The following is a 15279-nucleotide window of genomic DNA, read 5'->3' on the forward strand; positions in this document are numbered from 1 at the left end:
TCGGCCCCGGCCCCGTTAAGACCCCCCTCACCGGCCGCGCCGCCCGCCCCGCCGGCACCCCCATTGCCCCCGGTTCCGCCCGTGCCGCCGTTACCGCCGGCCAGGCCAGCGGTTGTCTGCGAATACCCGGCCCCCGTTCCCGCCGGTACCCCCGACACCGCCGGCACCGCCATCCCCGCCGTTACCACCGATCCCGCCGGCCCCGGGCTGCCCATCAACACTGCCGGTGCCCGCCGCCCCCTTGACCCCCCGCACCGCCAGCACCCCCGACACCTCCGGCGCCCCCGGTACCGCCATTAGCGCCAGCGCCCCCGGTGGGATCCGCCGCCGTTCCCTCCGCACCATCAGCCCCATTACCACCCGCTGTGCCCGCCGCACCATTTGCGCCATCACCACCGGCGCCACCAGCCCCGCCGTTACCCCCAGTGCCGGTGGAACCGAAAAGACCGCCGACACCCCCATCGCCGCCGGCACCGCCATTACCGCCAGCCCCCCCATTACCCCCGGCCCCACCGGTACCCGCGTCGCCGCCGCTAAGACCAGCGTGCCCGGTTGCGGTGTACCCCGCACCCCCCGCACCCCCCACACCTCCAACACCACCGGCCCCGCCAGCACCCCCAGAACCACCAGCACCACCGTCACCAATAAACGACCCGGCCGCACCCCCCGCACCCCCCGCACCACCGGCGCCCCCGGCACCGCCCACACCCCCGGCACCGCCCACACCCCCATTAACCTGATCCAGTGTGCCGGCCGCACCAGCCACCCCCGCACTGCCCGCCCCACCACTCGCCCCCGCCCCACCGGCGCCACCGGCTGTTACCGAACAACACCGCCGAACCACCTGCACCACTGGCCCTGCTGGCTCACCTGCGGTGACAGCGTCCCCACCAGCACCCCCCTCACCACCATTGCCCAGCAGCAACCCACCGGTGCCCCCTGCACCACCAGCACCCCTATCAACCCCCCGCCGGCGCCCCATCACCGATCAGCCCGGCCGACCCCCCAATCCCGCCGGCACCCCATCAACCCCGGCCACCCCCGTGGCCCCGGTGCCGCCGTTACCGATCAAAAACCCGCCATCACTCAGATTGCCGAACAACCCCGAGCTACCCAACAGCGAATCATTAGTCCCGGTGAAACCATTGATCCCGTTACCAATCAAATCCCGGCCAAACAACAACACAAACGGGGTGTTGATCACCTCATCAACAGGCCCCCCGATCGGGCTGGTAATCCAATCCTGGGCCACCCCGTTCACCACGTTGTTGAGGTCTTGCACCACCCCCACCAGCGCCGCATCCAACCCCCCCAGTACATCGGCCGGCATCGACGTGGCCGACCCCACATCAGCCAGCCCCCCAACACCCAGCGCCGCCAACACCGACTCCACAATCGGATCCACCAGCACATCCACCACATCAGCGCGCCCCACCGCCACCCCCCCCACCGGAGCCATCACCCCAGCCCACAACACCCCCACCGTCGCACCCACCCCTGCCGCCCCACAACACCGCTGCACCCCACACGACCGCCGATTACGCTTACCGGCCCGCCGAGCCATACCCACTCCTCACCGACAACAGGCTGAGAAAACCCACACCGATTCTTAACGGATGTTAAGGCTAAAAAAGTTGATCACCCCGATATGGGCCACAACCCCAGAATCGTTATCAACTCGTGATCAATAACTCAACTCGTCACGCGTTACCGTCCAACCCCGTTAACACCACCCGGACCATCCCGGGTTTCGTGCACATCTTCTTTTGAGGGAAGGATGCCACGATGGCAACGAGGTACGATCAGGACGCGAAGGCCAAGGCGGTCCGGCTGGTCCGGGAGCATCGCGACGAGTACGACACCGAGTGGGCGGCGATGCGGGCCATCTCGGCCCGGCTGGGATGAGGGCCGGAGACCCAGCGCAAGTGGGTGCGCCAGGTCGAGATCGACGAAGGCCAGGCCACTGGGGTGTCGACCGTGCAGAGCCGGGAGTTGCGTGAGCTACGCAAGAAGAACCGTTAGCTTGAGCAAACCATCGAAATCCTGAAGGCGGCAACAAGTTTCTTCGCGCGGGGGAGCGACCCGCGACACCGTTGATTTGTGAGTTCATTGCCGAGCATCGTGCTCGGTTCGGGGTCGCTCCGATCTGCCGCATGCTCAGTGAGCACGGCTGCACGATTGCCCCGAGAACCTTCTACGCCGGGCAGGCTCGCCGACCATCGAAAGCCTTGTGGGACATGACGGTCGCCGAGATCCTGGCCGGGCCACTACATCCCCGATGCTGATGGTTGCCGTAAGCCCGAGTCACTCTACGGCGCGACCAAGATGTGGGCCCACCTGCAACGACAGGGTATTCCGGTGGCCAAGCCGCGCGTCGAGCGTTGTGTGCCGTATGTTCGGTCGAGTTTCTTTGCCGGAGAACAGTTTCGCGACATCGACGCCTGCCGGGCCCGCGCCGCGCGGTGGTGCGCCGAGGTGGCCGGGATGCGCAAACACGGCACCACCCGGTGTCGCCCGGCCGAGGTTTTCGCCATCGAAGAACAGCCCAAGCTCAAGCCGCTGCCTGACGAGCCATTTGACATCCCGACCTGGACTCATCCCAAGGTCGCTTCGGATCGACACGTGCAGATCGCTCGGGCGCTTGACAGCGTTCCTGGCCAGCTGGTCGGGCGGCGGCTGGATGCCCGTGTCGATACGCGCACGGTGAAACTGTATTGGCGTGGTGAGTTGATCAAGGTCCATCCCGTGGTGGGTCCGGGCCGTCGGCGCACTGATCCTGCCGATCTGCCCGCGCAGGTGTCGGCCTACGCCATGCGTGATCTGAACACGTTGCAACGCCAGGCCTCCGCCCATGGCGCTCACGTTGGTGCCTATGCGGCCGCGGTATTGGAGCATCCGCCGCCGTGGACCTGCCTGGCAGGTCAGCACGCAGCCCTGATCGAGGGCGTCGTGCCCAAGGGCGAAGTTGTGTTCCATCACCACCGTACCGTTGAGCAGCTTGGCCCGGCAGGTGCCGCATGCACCGCCGGATTGCTCACGCCAGTGGTGTCATAGCCGTAGAACAGCTCCAGATGGATCCGTTTAGGGTCGACACCGTGCGCCAGCAGCGTTTCGCGTGCGGTTTCGATTAACCCCGGTGGACCACACAAGAACCACTCGTCCACCTCGCCGGGGCGCAGCTCCTCGGCTAGCCAGGTCCGCAATCTGGGGCGATCGATCCGCCCGGTCAGCGGCGGATTGCGATGTGGCTCACGGGAAAGCACGTGTTTGATCTCCAGCCGGTCGGCGTACCGGGAACCGAGCCCAAGGTCTTGACGGACATCACACACTCGAAGGTTCGCCGCGAGCTTGCGTGCCCTTGACCCGCGTCCCGCGAGATCTACGCAGCCGGGCCAGCAGGGAAAGACCCCGTGCCGCAGCTGTTCCCAGCACCGCGGGGATCGGGGACCGCTGCAGACTCAGCCAAGGTTGCCGCCCACGCGGCGGCGAACAGAATCAACCGGGCGGTGATATAGGCGAACACCATCACGCCCAGCACCGGCCCGAACGTGGCACCCGCGGGTGTGCGGAGAACGGCCCGCAGGTAGACCGAGGCAATCTGTGCGAACAGCCCAAAACCGACCGCTGCGAGCAACCCCGCCCGCACCGAGATCGCGAGGCTGACCCGAGCCCGGGGTAACCGGGCGATCATCCAGGTGGACAACAGCCACGACACCAGCACCGACATCAGCAGTGAAACACCACGAAGGATCACACCCAACCCGGGCAGGTCGTGGATACCCACCCACCGCAACATCCTCGCCATCACCGTCGCGTCGCCCAGCGTTGTCAGCGCGATGGCGGCAACCGTGACCAGGAACGCCGACAGCATCGCCGCCAAATCGGATAGTTTTGTCCGCGCCAAACCCGCTGGCCTGGCTTGGCATTTCCACATGCAGCTCAGCGCTTCCCGCAGGTTGGCCATCCAGCTCAGGCCTGCCCACGCCGCGGTGGCCAGACCGACCGCACCGACGGATGTGCGCGAGTCAATCGCTGCATTCATCAACCCGATAAGCTGCTGGCCCAGCTCGCCTGACACCGATGCTCTGATGCGGCCGTCGATGCGGGTGAGCAGATCGGGGCGGCGGGACAGCATGAATCCCACCACCGCGAAACCGACCATCAGCAGCGGGAACAACGCGAAGATCGTGTAGTAGGTGAGGCCGGCGGCCAAGAAATTGCCATTCCCCGCGTTGAAGCGCTCGTTGGCGCGCAGGACATGGTCGAACCAGCCGTACCGTGCCCGCATCCGGGCCACAATGGTCGGTTTGGCCGGTTTGCTCACCGCACTACCGGCGTCGTGGCAGGAACCCAAGCCGGTTATACACCCGCTGCACCGTTTTCGCGGCGACATCGGCGGCCCGCGCTGCTCCGGCGGCCAGCACCGCCTCCAATTCGGCGGCGTCGGCGATCAATTCGTCGACTCGGGCCTTGATCGGTGCCACAAACTCCGCGACAGCCTCGGCAGTGTCTTTCTTGAGGTCACCGTAGCCGTGCCCGGCATAGCGCTGCACGAGTGTGTCGATCTCGACACCGGTCACCGCGGACTGGATGCACAGCAGGTTCGACACGCCCGGCTTGCTGTCCGGGTCGTAGCGGATATCTTTTTCGCTGTCGGTCACAGCCGAGCGGATCTTTTTGACCGACAGGGCCGGATCATCGAGCAGGTTGATTAATCCGGCCTCCGTGGATGCCGATTTGCTCATCTTCGCTGTCGGGTCCTGCAGGTCATAGATCTTGGCGGTGGTCTTCGGAATCAGCACGTCAGGAACCACGAAGGTGTCCGGGAAGCGGCTGTTGAACCGTTGCGCGATGTCGCGGGCCAGTTCGAGATGCTGGCGCTGGTCCTCCCCCACCGGCACCAGGTCGGTGTCGTAGGCCAGCACGTCGGCCGCCTGCAGCACTGGGTAGGTGAATAAGCCGACCGTGGCGGATTCGCTGCCGTGTCGCACCGATTTGTCCTTGAACTGCGTCATCCGCGATGCCTGGCCGAAACCGGTGAAACAGCCCAGCACCCAGGCGAGCTGGGTGTGCGCGGGCACATGGCTTTGCACGAAGATCGTGCTGCGGGCAGGGTCGATACCCAACGCGATGTACTGTGCGGCGGTGACCAGGGTGCGCCGCCGCAGTGTGTCGGGATCCTGCGGGACGGTGATGGCGTGCAGGTCGACCACGCAGAAAAACGCCTCGTAGTCATCCTGCAGCTCGACCCAGCGGCTGATCGCGCCCAAGGCGTTGCCGAGGTGAAGCGACTCCGAGGTGGGCTGCACACCAGAAAACACCCGGCGGGATCCGGTAACACTGCTCATGATGACTCGATCTTGTCATGGCCGGACCGGACCGTATTCCACGGTCACCGGCGCATGGTCCGACCAGCGCAGCGCATAAGCCGCCGGACGCTCGACGCGTGCGCCAACCACCCGCTCCGCCAGCCGCGTGTTCGCCAGTTGATAGTCGATACGCCAGCCGGCATCGTTGTCGAAGGCCCGGCCCCGCCAGCTCCACCAACTGTACGGACCGGCCCTACCCGGGTGGGCCCGGCGCACCACGTCCACCCATCCGTCCGCCAACAGTTCAGTCAGCCACGCGCGCTCACTGGGCAAAAAGCCCGACTTGGCCACATTGGCCTTCCAGGCTTTGATGTCGTTTTCGGTGTGCGCAATATTCCAGTCGCCGCACACCACCACATCGTGGGATTCCCCGGAAAGGAGCGCCATCCGCTTCGCGAGCGCCGCCATGAAGCGCTCCTTCTCCAGCTGCCGGGGTGTGCCCGCCTCCCCGGTGTGGATGTAGACGCTGGCCACCGTCAGCCTGCCTGCAAGCGGCGCCCCGTCCAGATCGGCTTCCAGATACCGGCCGTGAGCCGCGAACTCGTCATCGGGGTGCACACCGACCCGCACCGCGGCGAATGGCCACCGCGATAGTATTGCTACTCCGTTGCGCCCCTTGACATTTGCGCTTGCCGAAACCAGATGCCAGCCCTCGTCGATCACCGGCGCCAGCGCCGACGCCACCTGATCGTCGTCGGCACGGGTCTCCTGCAGGCAAACGATGTCGGCCGTGCTGCGGGCCAGCCACCCCAACAGGCCCGGGTTGGCGGCCGAACGCTGCCGGACCGCCGCGCGGATGCCGTTGACGTTGACGGTGCTGATGATCACCGGCAGCGACCCTAATCGATTGCTGCCGGCGGTTGCCAACCGCTGCGCGCCCGCGACACGCCGCGCCCCTTGTTGCGGTACCGGCGGTATCGGCCCTAGTGTCGGCGCCATGGGTCTGCTCGGCTCCCCGCGTGTGCGTTGCGCCCACTCCCCGGCGCCGTGGGCGCGGGCGCCGATCCACCGGGGTGCCGGGGAGCCTATTGTGCTGCTGCACCCATTCCTGATGTCGCAGATGGTCTGGGAAACCGTGGCCGAGCAGTTGGCCGACACCGGCCGCTATGAGGTGTTCGCCCCGACGATGGCGGGCCACCATGGCGGCCCGCCGAGCGGAACCCGGTTCCTCAGCCCTGCAGTCCTGGCCGACCACGTCGAACGACAACTTGACGAGCTGGGCTGGAATACCGCTCATTTCGTCGGCAACTCGCTGGGCGGCTGGGTGGCGTTCGAGCTGGAAAGCCGCGGACGGGCGCGCACCGTCACCGCGATCGCACCCGCCGGGGGCTGGACGCGGTGGAGCCTGACCAAATTCGAGGTCATCGGCAAGTTCGCCGGCGGCTTACCGGTCTGGGTGCTGGCCCGCTGGCTGGGTCCGCGGATATTGGTGCTGCCGGCCAGCCGCCGCATTGGCACCTTGCCGATCAGCGGATCACCGCACGGGGTGAGCGAACGCGAACTCAGCGCTGTCCTCGACGACCTGGTGCGCTGCCCCGCCTATTTCCAGCTGCTCGCCAAGTCGTTGCTGCTGCCGGGCCTGGTGGATTTGGGCCGCACCGCGACGCCGACGCATCTGGTGTGGTGCGAAAAGGACCGGGTGCTGCCTCCGCGCAGGTTCAGCGGGCATTTCACCCGTCACCTGCCCGAGGGAACGACGGTGACCGTGCTGGACGGTGCCGGGCATATTCCGATGTTCGAGGCGCCGGGACGAGTCGCCGCGCTCATCGCCGACTTCGTTGACCGGCACACGCAGCCGAGCCGGGCGGTCGGCGCGCAGGTGAGCTAGCCGAGCGCTTTTTTCAGGTTGTCCGCGATTGAGCCGAGGAACTCCTCGGTATTGAGCCAGGGCTGATCCGGCCCGATGAGCACAGCCAAGTCCTTGGTCATCTGCCCGCCCTCGACCGTGCCGATCACGACCTGCTCCAATTTCTCGGCGAAATCGATCACCTCGGGAGTGTTGTCGAGCTTGCCGCGGTGCTGAAGTCCACGTGTCCAGGCGAAAATCGAAGCGATCGGGTTGGTGGACGTCGGTTTTCCCGCCTGATACTGGCGGAAATGCCGGGTGACGGTGCCGTGCGCAGCCTCGGCCTCAACCGTCTTGCCGTCCGCGGTCATCAGTACCGAGGTCATCAGCCCCAGTGAACCATAGCCCTGCGCAACCGTGTCGGACTGAACGTCGCCGTCGTAGTTCTTGCAGGCCCAGACATAACCGCCCTCCCATTTCAGGCAGGCGGCCACCATATCGTCGATCAATCGATGCTCGTAGGTGAGCCCGGCGGCCTCGAATTTGTCCTTGAACTCCTCGTCGTAGATACGCTGGAACTCGTCTTTGAACATGCCGTCGTAGGCCTTGAGGATGGTGTTTTTCGTCGACAAATACACCGGGTAGTTTTCTTGCAGCCCATAAGCGAACGTGGCACGCGCAAAATCCTGGATGGACTGCTTGAAGTTGTACATCCCCATCACCACACCGCCGTCTTCGGGGATGTCCACCATTTCGTGCACGATCGGCTCGCCGCCGTCGTGCGGGGTGAAGGTCAACGTGACTGTGCCGGGCCGGTCGACCTTGAAATTGGTTGCCCGGTACTGGTCACCGAAAGCATGCCGGCCGATGACGATTGGCTTGGTCCAGCCCGGCACCAGCCGCGGCACATTCGAAATGATGATGGGTTCGCGGAATATGGTGCCCCCCAAGATGTTGCGAATTGTTCCGTTCGGTGACGGCCACATCTTCTTGAGGTTGAACTCCTGCACGCGCGCCTCGTCGGGGGTGATCGTTGCGCACTTGACGCCGACGCCGCGTTTCTTGATGGCATACGCTGCGTCGATCGTCACCTGGTCGTCGGTGGCGTCGCGATGCTCGATGCCCAGGTCGTAATACTCCAGGTTGATGTCAAGGTGCGGAAAGATGAGCATGTCTTTGATGAGCTTCCAGATGACCCGTGTCATCTCGTCGCCGTCAAGCTCCACCACCGTGCCTGCGACTTTGATCTTGGATCCGCCGGACATGTGAGCCCCCGTCCTCCTCCGCAATGATCAGCGCCTTGTGAGCGCGTGTGATCGGCCACCCGAAGCTGTCGCGCTTCGTCACTCGCTGGCCAGACTACAAGCAGCGATTCCGCCGCCAGCAGCCGAGCGTGGCGCTGTTATGTCTACTCACCGGTAACGATGCGCGGCCCCGGGGCGGCGCTCAGCGCGTCACCGCCGGCCCGATCCCGGCTGGCATCCGGCCGGCGTCATACGATAGGCTGTCTATCGGTCATGAGCGCCAGCGCCAAGCCCCGGCTTGCTGGTCGGCAACCCTCCAACCGCGGTGGGGTGCCCCGGGTGATGACCAGGTTGAGTAGCCACCACCGGCTACGCGGCAAGCGCGGGTCCGCCATGACGGGCCCCCCGGAGTAGACAGGGAAACCTGATGCGCGCCTATTTGGGCTGGCCCGCCATGTGTTGGTGTCGCTGAACACATGTCGCCGGTTGACGTCATCACCGATGACGTCAACAGCGGCTGCGAACACCGCACAGCCGTCCGACTTCCAGCAGAAAGCATCCCGATGAGCTCTGAGGACAACACCGACCCGACTGCGCACTGGTCGTTCGAGACCACACAAATCCATGCCGGCCAGCAGCCGGACGCGGCGACGAAGGCACGTGCACTGCCGATCTATGCGACCACGTCCTACACCTTCGACGACACCGCTCAGGCCGCGGCCCTGTTCGGTCTTCAGATTCCGGGCAATATCTACACGCGGATCGGCAACCCGACCACTGAGGTCGTTGAACGGCGGGTCGCCGCGCTGGAACGCGGCGCCGCGGCCCTGTTCGTGGCGTCCGGGCAGGCCGCGGAAACCTTCGCGATCCTCAACCTGGCCGGCAGCGGCGACCACATCGTATCCAGCCCACGGCTCTATGGCGGCACCTACAACCTGTTCCGCCATTCGCTGCCCAAGCTCGGCATCGACGTCAGCTTTGTCGATGATCCCGACGATCCGGACTCGTGGCGGGCGGCGGTGAGACCCAACACCAAAGCGTTTTTCGGTGAGACCATTTCCAACCCCCAGATCGATATCCTCGACACGCCGGGAGTGTCGGCGGTCGCTCACGAGAACGGTGTGCCGCTGATCGTCGACAACACCATCGCCACCCCCTATCTGATCCAGCCGATCACCCAGGGCGCCGACATCGTGGTGCATTCGGCGACCAAGTACCTGGGCGGGCACGGCACGGCGATCGCCGGGGTGATTGTCGAGGGCGGCAGTTTCGATTGGACGCAGGGCCGGTTCCCGGGATTCACCACACCCGACCCCAGTTACCACGGGGTGGTCTACGCCGAACTCGGTCCGTCGGCGTTTGTGACCAAGGCCCGGGTGCAGCTGCTGCGCGATTACGGTTCGGCGGCTTCGCCGTTCAACGCGTTTCTGGTGGCCCAAGGTCTGGAAACCCTGAGCCTGCGCATGGAAAGGCATGTCGCCAACGCGCGCCGGGTCGCCGCGTTCCTCTCCAACCACCCCGACGTGCTGTCGGTCAATTACGCAGGGCTGCCCGGATCACCATGGTATGAGCGGGCACAAAGGCTGGCGCCCAGGGGAACCGGAGCTGTGCTGGCATTCGAGCTCGCCGGTGGTGTGGAGGCTGGAAAAGCGTTCGTCAACGCCCTGCGGCTACACAGCCATGTGGCAAACATCGGCGATGTGCGGTCGCTGGTGATTCACCCTGCGTCGACGACGCATTCCCAGCTGAGCCCCGCCGAACAGCGTGCCACCGGTGTGGGCCCCGGGTTGATCCGGCTGGCCGTCGGCCTGGAAGGTATCGACGACATCCTGGCCGATCTCGAACTCGGCTTCGCCGCCGCCCGGGCGCACCGCTCCGCCCACACCGATCTGGCCGCGGCGGCGTTTTAAAGGAGCTCTGGCGTGACGATCTCCGACGCACCAACCCAGACCCTGCCCGCCGAGGGCGAGGTCGGACTGGTCGACATCGGCGCGCTGACGCTGGAAAGCGGTGCGGTGATCGATGATGTCTGTATCGCCGTGCAGCGTTGGGGCACGTTGTCGCCCGCGCGTGACAACGTCGTGGTGGTATTGCATGCGCTGACCGGCGATTCACACATCACCGGGCCGGCCGGCCCCGGGCACCCCACCCCGGGCTGGTGGGACGGGGTAGCCGGGCCGGGTGCGCCGATCGACACCACCCGCTGGTGCGCGGTGGCCACCAATGTCCTGGGCGGCTGCCGCGGCTCAACCGGGCCCAGCTCGCTGGCCCGTGACGGAAAGCCCTGGGGCTCAAGGTTTCCCCGGATTACCGTGCGCGACCAGGTGGAGGCGGACGTGGCCGCGCTCGCCGCGCTCGGCATCACCGACGTCGCCGCCGTTGTCGGCGGGTCGATGGGTGGCGCGCGCGCGCTGGAATGGATCGTCAGTCACCCTGACAGGGTCCGCTCGGCGTTGCTGTTGGCCGTCGGCGCGCGAGCCACCGCCGACCAGATCGGCACGCAAACCACCCAGATCGCGGCCATCAAGGCCGACCCGAATTGGCAGGGTGGTGACTACCACGGCACCGGGCGAGCACCTGACGACGGACTTCAGATCGCGCGCCGGATCGCGCATCTGACCTACCGCGGGGAGCTCGAGCTGGACACCCGGTTTGCCAACAACCCGCAAGGTGACGAAAACCCGCTGACCGGCGGACGCTACGCGGTGCAAAGTTACCTCGAATACCAAGGCCGAAAGCTGGTGTCGCGGTTTGACGCTGGAACCTATGTGGTGTTGACCGAGGCGCTCAACAGCCACGACGTCGGCCGCGGCAGGGGCGGGGTGGCCGCCGCGCTGCGCAGCTGCCCGGTGCCGGCGGTGGTCGCGGGCATCACCTCTGACCGGCTCTACCCGTTGCGTCTGCAGGAGGAGCTGGCCGACCTGTTACCCGGATGTGGTGGCCTACACGTCGTCGAGTCCATCTACGGCCATGACGGTTTCCTGGTGGAATCCGAGGCCGTCGGCGAGTTGATCCGGCAGACACTGAAACTAGCTGCTGCCGAGGGTGCGCGTCCGCGGTGACCGGCTCCCGGCAGGTGCGCTCGTTGTCGTTTGGCGCGGAGGCGGCTGCCTATGAACGTGGCCGTCCGTCATACCCGCCGGAGGTGATCGACTGGCTGCTGCCGGCCGGGGCGTGTGATGTGCTCGACCTGGGCGCCGGAACCGGGAAGTTGACCACCCGGCTGGTCGAACGCGGCTTGAACGTGGCGGCGGTCGACCCGATTCCGGAGATGCTCGAAGTGCTGCGCAGCTCGTTGCCGGACACCGCGGCGTTGTTGGGCACCGCAGAAGAGATTCCGTTGCCGGACAGCAGCGTCGACGCCGTCCTGGTTGCGCAGGCGTGGCACTGGTTCGACCCGGCGCGCGCTGTTCCCGAGGTGGTGCGGGTGCTGCGGCCCGGTGGGCGGCTGGGTCTGGTGTGGAATACCCGCGATGAGCGGCTGGGCTGGGTGCGCGAGCTGGGGCGGATTATCGGCAGCGACGGCGACCCCGTCCGCGATCGCGTGGTACTGCCGGAACCGTTCCGCGATGTGGAACACCACCGCGTGGAATGGACGAATTACTTGACACCGCAAGCCCTTATTGACTTGGTGGCGTCACGCAGCTACTGCATCACCTCACCGGATCACGTGCGCGCCCAAACCCTGGAACGGGTGCGCGAGCTGTTGGCGACTCACCCGGCGCTGGCGCACCGCACCGGCCTGGCGCTGCCCTACATCACGGTGTGCGTGCGCGCCACGCTGCGCTGACCTGCGCCAGCGCCGGCAGGCGCGGCGCCGGGGTGATCGGGACGTGACGGGAGCCGTCCAGGGAACTGTGCGCAAACTTTTACCCCCCCGTGCTGTCCGCGTGACCGCCGTGCAGCACAGTTCGTGGAAAGCCCGAACAGATAGCGGTGAGGAGCGGTCGGCGGTGGCGTCCCATAACTGTCTCATGCGGATCGCGGTGGCGGTGACCGCCGGTCTGGGCGTTGCGGCGGCCATGGCGGCGCCGGCCCGGGCGGACGCGATCGACGATCAGTTCCTGGGCGCGTTGAACAGCGCGGGGGTCGACTACCAAGACCCCGCGGGCACGGCCGCACTCGGGCAGTCCATTTGCCCGATGCTGGCCCAGCCGGGCGGGACGTTCGCCGCCGCCGCGTCAAGTATTGCCGGCAAAGACGGGATATCCCCGGCAATGGCAGACATGTTCACCAGCATCGCGATATCGATGTACTGTCCGTCGATGATGCAGTCACTGGCTCACGGCGAGGTGCCCACTGTTCCGCAGCTGCCCGGCGCACCGGGTATTTAGCGGGTTCCCAGCGGGTCGATGGTCCACGCGATGTATACCACCGCGGCGGCGACCGTCGCCATCGTGACGAAGTCAATTCCCTTGCTGCGAACCGCCAGTAGGCCCGCCCGCTGCTCGGACAACGCGAGCCGCAGGGCCGCCGCCACGCCCACGCCGATACCGATCAGCAGTGCGCCGCGGCGCCAAAAATTCGCCGCCGCCAGCGCGAACCCCGCGGCGAAGATCAGCCCGACCACCAGGATCGGCCACTGCGAGCGGATGACGTCACGCACACTCATCGCTGCTCGGCCAGCTCGACAACATTGGTCAGTAAAAACGCGCGGGTCAGCGGCCCGACACCGCCGGGATTCGGGGACACATAACCGGCGACCTGCCACACATCGGGGTGCACGTCGCCGACGAGCCCGTCATCGGTGCGGCTGACGCCGACGTCGATGACCGCGGCGCCGGGACGCACCATGGCAGCGGTCAGCAGGTGGGGCACACCGACCGCAGCCACGATGATGTCAGCCTGTTTGGTCAACGCGGCAAGATCGCGAGTTCTGGTGTGGCACAACGTCACCGTGGCGTTCTCCGAGCGGCGCGACAACAACAGGCCCAGTGGGCGGCCTACCGTGACCCCGCGGCCGATGATGACCACATGCGCGCCGGCGATCTCAACGTCATAGCGCCGCAGCAAATGAACGATGCCCCGCGCCGTGCACGGCAGCGGCCCGGGCGTGCCGAGCACCAGCCGGCCCAGGTTCGTCGGGTGCAGACCGTCGACATCCTTGGCCGGGTCGATGCGCTCCAATGCGGCATTTTCGTCGAGATGCTTCGGCAGCGGCAACTGCACAATGTAGCCGGTGCAGTCCGGGTTGGCGTTCAGCTCGTCGATGGTGTCGTTGAGCTTGGCCTGGCTGATGTCGGCGGGCAGATCGCGGCGGATCGAGGTGATTCCCACTGCGGCCGAGTCGGCGTGTTTACCCCGGACATAGGTCTGCGACCCGGGGTCGTCGCCGACCAGAATGGTGCCCAGACCCGGTGTGCGCCCCGATGCGGTCAATGCGGCCACCCGCCGCTTGAGGTCAACGAAGATCTCATCGCGGGTGGCCTTGCCGTCCAGCGTGATAGCAGCCACGCCTGACAGTCTGACACCTGCCCGGCTGACCGTGGTGCCCGCCACCGTAGGCTGCTGCTATGCCGGCCATCCCAGACGTGTTCGCCCCGGCCAAGCTCGGTCCGGTGATACTGCGCAACCGCATCATCAAGGCCGCGACATTCGAGGCGCGCACCCCCGACGCGCTGGTGACCGAGGACCTGATCACCTACCACCGGCTGCCGGCTGCCGGGGGGGTCGGTATGACGACCGTCGCGTATTGCGCAGTCTCCCCCGGCGGGCGTACAGCCGGCAATCAGATCTGGATGCGCCCCGAGGCCGTGCCGGGACTGCGCCGGCTCACCGAGGCCGTCCACGCCGAGGGCGCGGCGGTGAGCGCACAGATCGGGCACGCCGGCCCGGTGGCCGACGCCCGCTCCAACAAGGCCGCGGCACTGGCGCCGGTGCGGTTTTTCAACCCGATCGCGATGCGGTTCGCCAGAAAAGCGACCCGCGACGACATCGACGAGGTCATCGCCGCCCACGCCAACGCGGCCCGGCTCGCCATCGACGCCGGTTTTGACGCCGTCGAAATCCATTTGGGCCACAACTATCTGGCCAGTTCGTTTCTGAGCCCCCTGATCAATCGCCGTGACGACGAGTTCGGCGGCTCGCTGGAGAACCGCGCCAAAGTCGCCCGCGCTCTGGTGCTGGCGGTCCGCGGCGCGGTGGAAAAGGACGGCGCCGGGCGAATCGCTGTGACCGCCAAGCTCAACATGGCCGACGGTGTGCGCGGCGGCATCACGGTCGAAGAAGCGTTGACCACCGCGAAATGGCTGCAGGACGACGGCGGTTTGGATGCTCTTGAGCTGACCGCGGGCAGCTCGCTGGTCAACCCGATGTATCTGTTCCGCGGCGACGCGCCGGTCCGGGAGTTCGCCGCCGCGTTCACACCGCCGGTGCGCTGGGGTCTGCGCCTGACCGGCCGTCGCTTTCTGCGCCACTACCCCTACCGCGACACCTATCTGCTGCGTGAGGCCCGCCTGTTCCGGTCCGAGCTGTCGATGCCGCTGATTTTGTTGGGCGGTATCACGAACCGGGAATCGATGGAGCTGGCCATGGCGGAAGGATTCGAGTTCGTTGCGATGGCCCGGGCCCTGCTGGCCGAACCGGACTTGGTCAACCGGATCAAAGCCGAAGCCGGCGGGAGCGCAGTCCGCTCGGCCTGTATACATTGCAATCGATGCATGCCGACGATCTACACCCGCACCCGCTGCGTGGTCACCGGAGCACCGGACACCTGCTGACGATGCCCGCCGCGCACCGTCTAGCAAACATCGGCAGCCGGGGCCGGCGGTCGCGGCACCCCACGCACCAGACAGGTGCCAGTGCTGAACACTGTGGTGGGCGGTTCGGATCCCGCCGCGCCACAACCGATACAGTTGGTGCAATGGTCAACCAGCTACAG

13 protein-coding genes, 3 pseudogenes and 1 riboswitch are annotated in these 15279 nt (G+C 66.4%); of the genes and pseudogenes, 7 read left to right on the plus strand and 9 right to left on the minus strand.

Annotated elements, in window-relative coordinates; genetic code table 11:
• Nucleotides 1-35: 35 nt before the first annotated feature.
• A pseudogene (locus tag G6N08_RS21220) lies at nt 36-949 on the minus strand (hypothetical protein); the annotation flags it as partial.
• 39 nt (nt 950-988) lie between these two features.
• Nucleotides 989-1495 (minus strand): hypothetical protein, encoded by a 507-nt coding sequence (locus tag G6N08_RS01645; protein WP_163753644.1) that lies wholly within the window; start codon nt 1493-1495, stop codon nt 989-991.
• A gap of 290 nt (nt 1496-1785) precedes the next feature.
• Here G6N08_RS01645 and G6N08_RS21225 point away from each other — a divergent pair.
• A pseudogene (locus tag G6N08_RS21225) lies at nt 1786-2910 on the plus strand (Mu transposase domain-containing protein); the annotation flags it as partial.
• Here G6N08_RS21225 and G6N08_RS21230 read toward each other — a convergent pair.
• The 4 genes and pseudogenes from G6N08_RS21230 to G6N08_RS01665 form a co-directional block, all read right to left on the minus strand.
• Nucleotides 2905-3302: pseudogene (locus G6N08_RS21230) on the minus strand (2Fe-2S iron-sulfur cluster-binding protein); the annotation flags it as partial. The pseudogenes G6N08_RS21225 and G6N08_RS21230 overlap by 6 nt on opposite strands.
• Nucleotides 3303-3379: 77 nt before the next feature.
• Nucleotides 3380-4288 carry an inner membrane protein YhjD gene (yhjD, locus tag G6N08_RS01655; protein WP_371868982.1) on the minus strand — a complete coding sequence of 303 codons (909 nt, stop codon included), beginning with the start codon at nt 4286-4288 and terminating at the stop codon, nt 3380-3382.
• Between the two features lie 40 nt (nt 4289-4328).
• A complete protein-coding gene (trpS, locus tag G6N08_RS01660) occupies nt 4329-5348 on the minus strand; it encodes a tryptophan--tRNA ligase (protein WP_163753648.1) in 1020 nt (339 codons plus the stop codon).
• A 15-nt stretch (nt 5349-5363) separates the two neighbouring features.
• On the minus strand, nt 5364-6197 hold the full coding sequence (locus G6N08_RS01665; protein WP_163753650.1) for an exodeoxyribonuclease III: 834 nt from the start codon (nt 6195-6197) through the stop codon (nt 5364-5366).
• Between the two features lie 202 nt (nt 6198-6399).
• Between G6N08_RS01665 and ephH the strand changes: the two genes are divergently transcribed.
• On the plus strand, nt 6400-7197 hold the full coding sequence (gene ephH / locus G6N08_RS01670) for an epoxide hydrolase EphH (RefSeq protein WP_163756522.1): 798 nt from the start codon (nt 6400-6402) through the stop codon (nt 7195-7197).
• Here ephH and G6N08_RS01675 read toward each other — a convergent pair.
• Complete coding sequence (locus G6N08_RS01675) at nt 7194-8420, minus strand: NADP-dependent isocitrate dehydrogenase (protein WP_163753652.1); 1227 nt, start codon at nt 8418-8420, stop codon at nt 7194-7196. The two genes, ephH and G6N08_RS01675, sit on opposite strands and share 4 nt — an antisense overlap.
• 248 nt (nt 8421-8668) lie before the next feature.
• Nucleotides 8669-8788, plus strand: a riboswitch (SAM riboswitch).
• Nucleotides 8789-8962: 174 nt separating this feature from the next.
• On the opposite strand from G6N08_RS01675, the gene G6N08_RS01680 reads away from it, so the two are divergent.
• The 4 genes from G6N08_RS01680 (at nt 8963) to G6N08_RS01695 (ending at nt 12733) form a co-directional block, all read left to right on the plus strand.
• Complete coding sequence (locus G6N08_RS01680) at nt 8963-10309, plus strand: bifunctional o-acetylhomoserine/o-acetylserine sulfhydrylase (RefSeq protein WP_163756524.1); 1347 nt, start codon at nt 8963-8965, stop codon at nt 10307-10309.
• Nucleotides 10310-10321: 12 nt separating this feature from the next.
• Entirely contained in the window at nt 10322-11461 is a 1140-nt protein-coding gene (metX, locus tag G6N08_RS01685; RefSeq protein WP_163753654.1) for a homoserine O-acetyltransferase MetX, read from the plus strand.
• Entirely contained in the window at nt 11458-12189 is a 732-nt protein-coding gene (locus tag G6N08_RS01690) for a class I SAM-dependent methyltransferase (RefSeq protein ID WP_163753656.1), read from the plus strand. Before metX ends, G6N08_RS01690 begins: the two co-directional genes overlap by 4 nt.
• A gap of 184 nt (nt 12190-12373) precedes the next feature.
• Nucleotides 12374-12733, plus strand: a complete 360-nt coding sequence (locus G6N08_RS01695) for a DUF732 domain-containing protein (protein ID WP_163753658.1) — start codon at nt 12374-12376, stop codon at nt 12731-12733.
• On the opposite strand, the gene G6N08_RS01700 is transcribed toward G6N08_RS01695, so the two are convergent.
• Both G6N08_RS01700 and G6N08_RS01705 read right to left on the minus strand, forming a co-directional pair.
• A complete protein-coding gene (locus tag G6N08_RS01700) occupies nt 12730-13011 on the minus strand; it encodes a DUF3017 domain-containing protein (RefSeq protein WP_163753659.1) in 282 nt (93 codons plus the stop codon). The two genes, G6N08_RS01695 and G6N08_RS01700, sit on opposite strands and share 4 nt — an antisense overlap.
• Nucleotides 13008-13853 (minus strand): bifunctional methylenetetrahydrofolate dehydrogenase/methenyltetrahydrofolate cyclohydrolase, encoded by an 846-nt coding sequence (locus G6N08_RS01705; RefSeq protein WP_163753661.1) that lies wholly within the window; start codon nt 13851-13853, stop codon nt 13008-13010. The genes G6N08_RS01700 and G6N08_RS01705 overlap by 4 nt, the downstream gene beginning before the upstream one ends.
• A 59-nt stretch (nt 13854-13912) precedes the next feature.
• Between G6N08_RS01705 and G6N08_RS01710 the strand changes: the two genes are divergently transcribed.
• The gene (locus tag G6N08_RS01710) at nt 13913-15118 is read left to right on the plus strand and encodes an NADH:flavin oxidoreductase (protein WP_163753663.1); all 1206 of its coding nucleotides are present in this window, start codon (nt 13913-13915) and stop codon (nt 15116-15118) included.
• Nucleotides 15119-15279: the final 161 nt, after the last annotated feature.

Origin of the sequence: Mycobacterium botniense (assembly GCF_010723305.1) — a bacterium.
GTDB lineage: Bacteria > Actinomycetota > Actinomycetes > Mycobacteriales > Mycobacteriaceae > Mycobacterium > Mycobacterium botniense.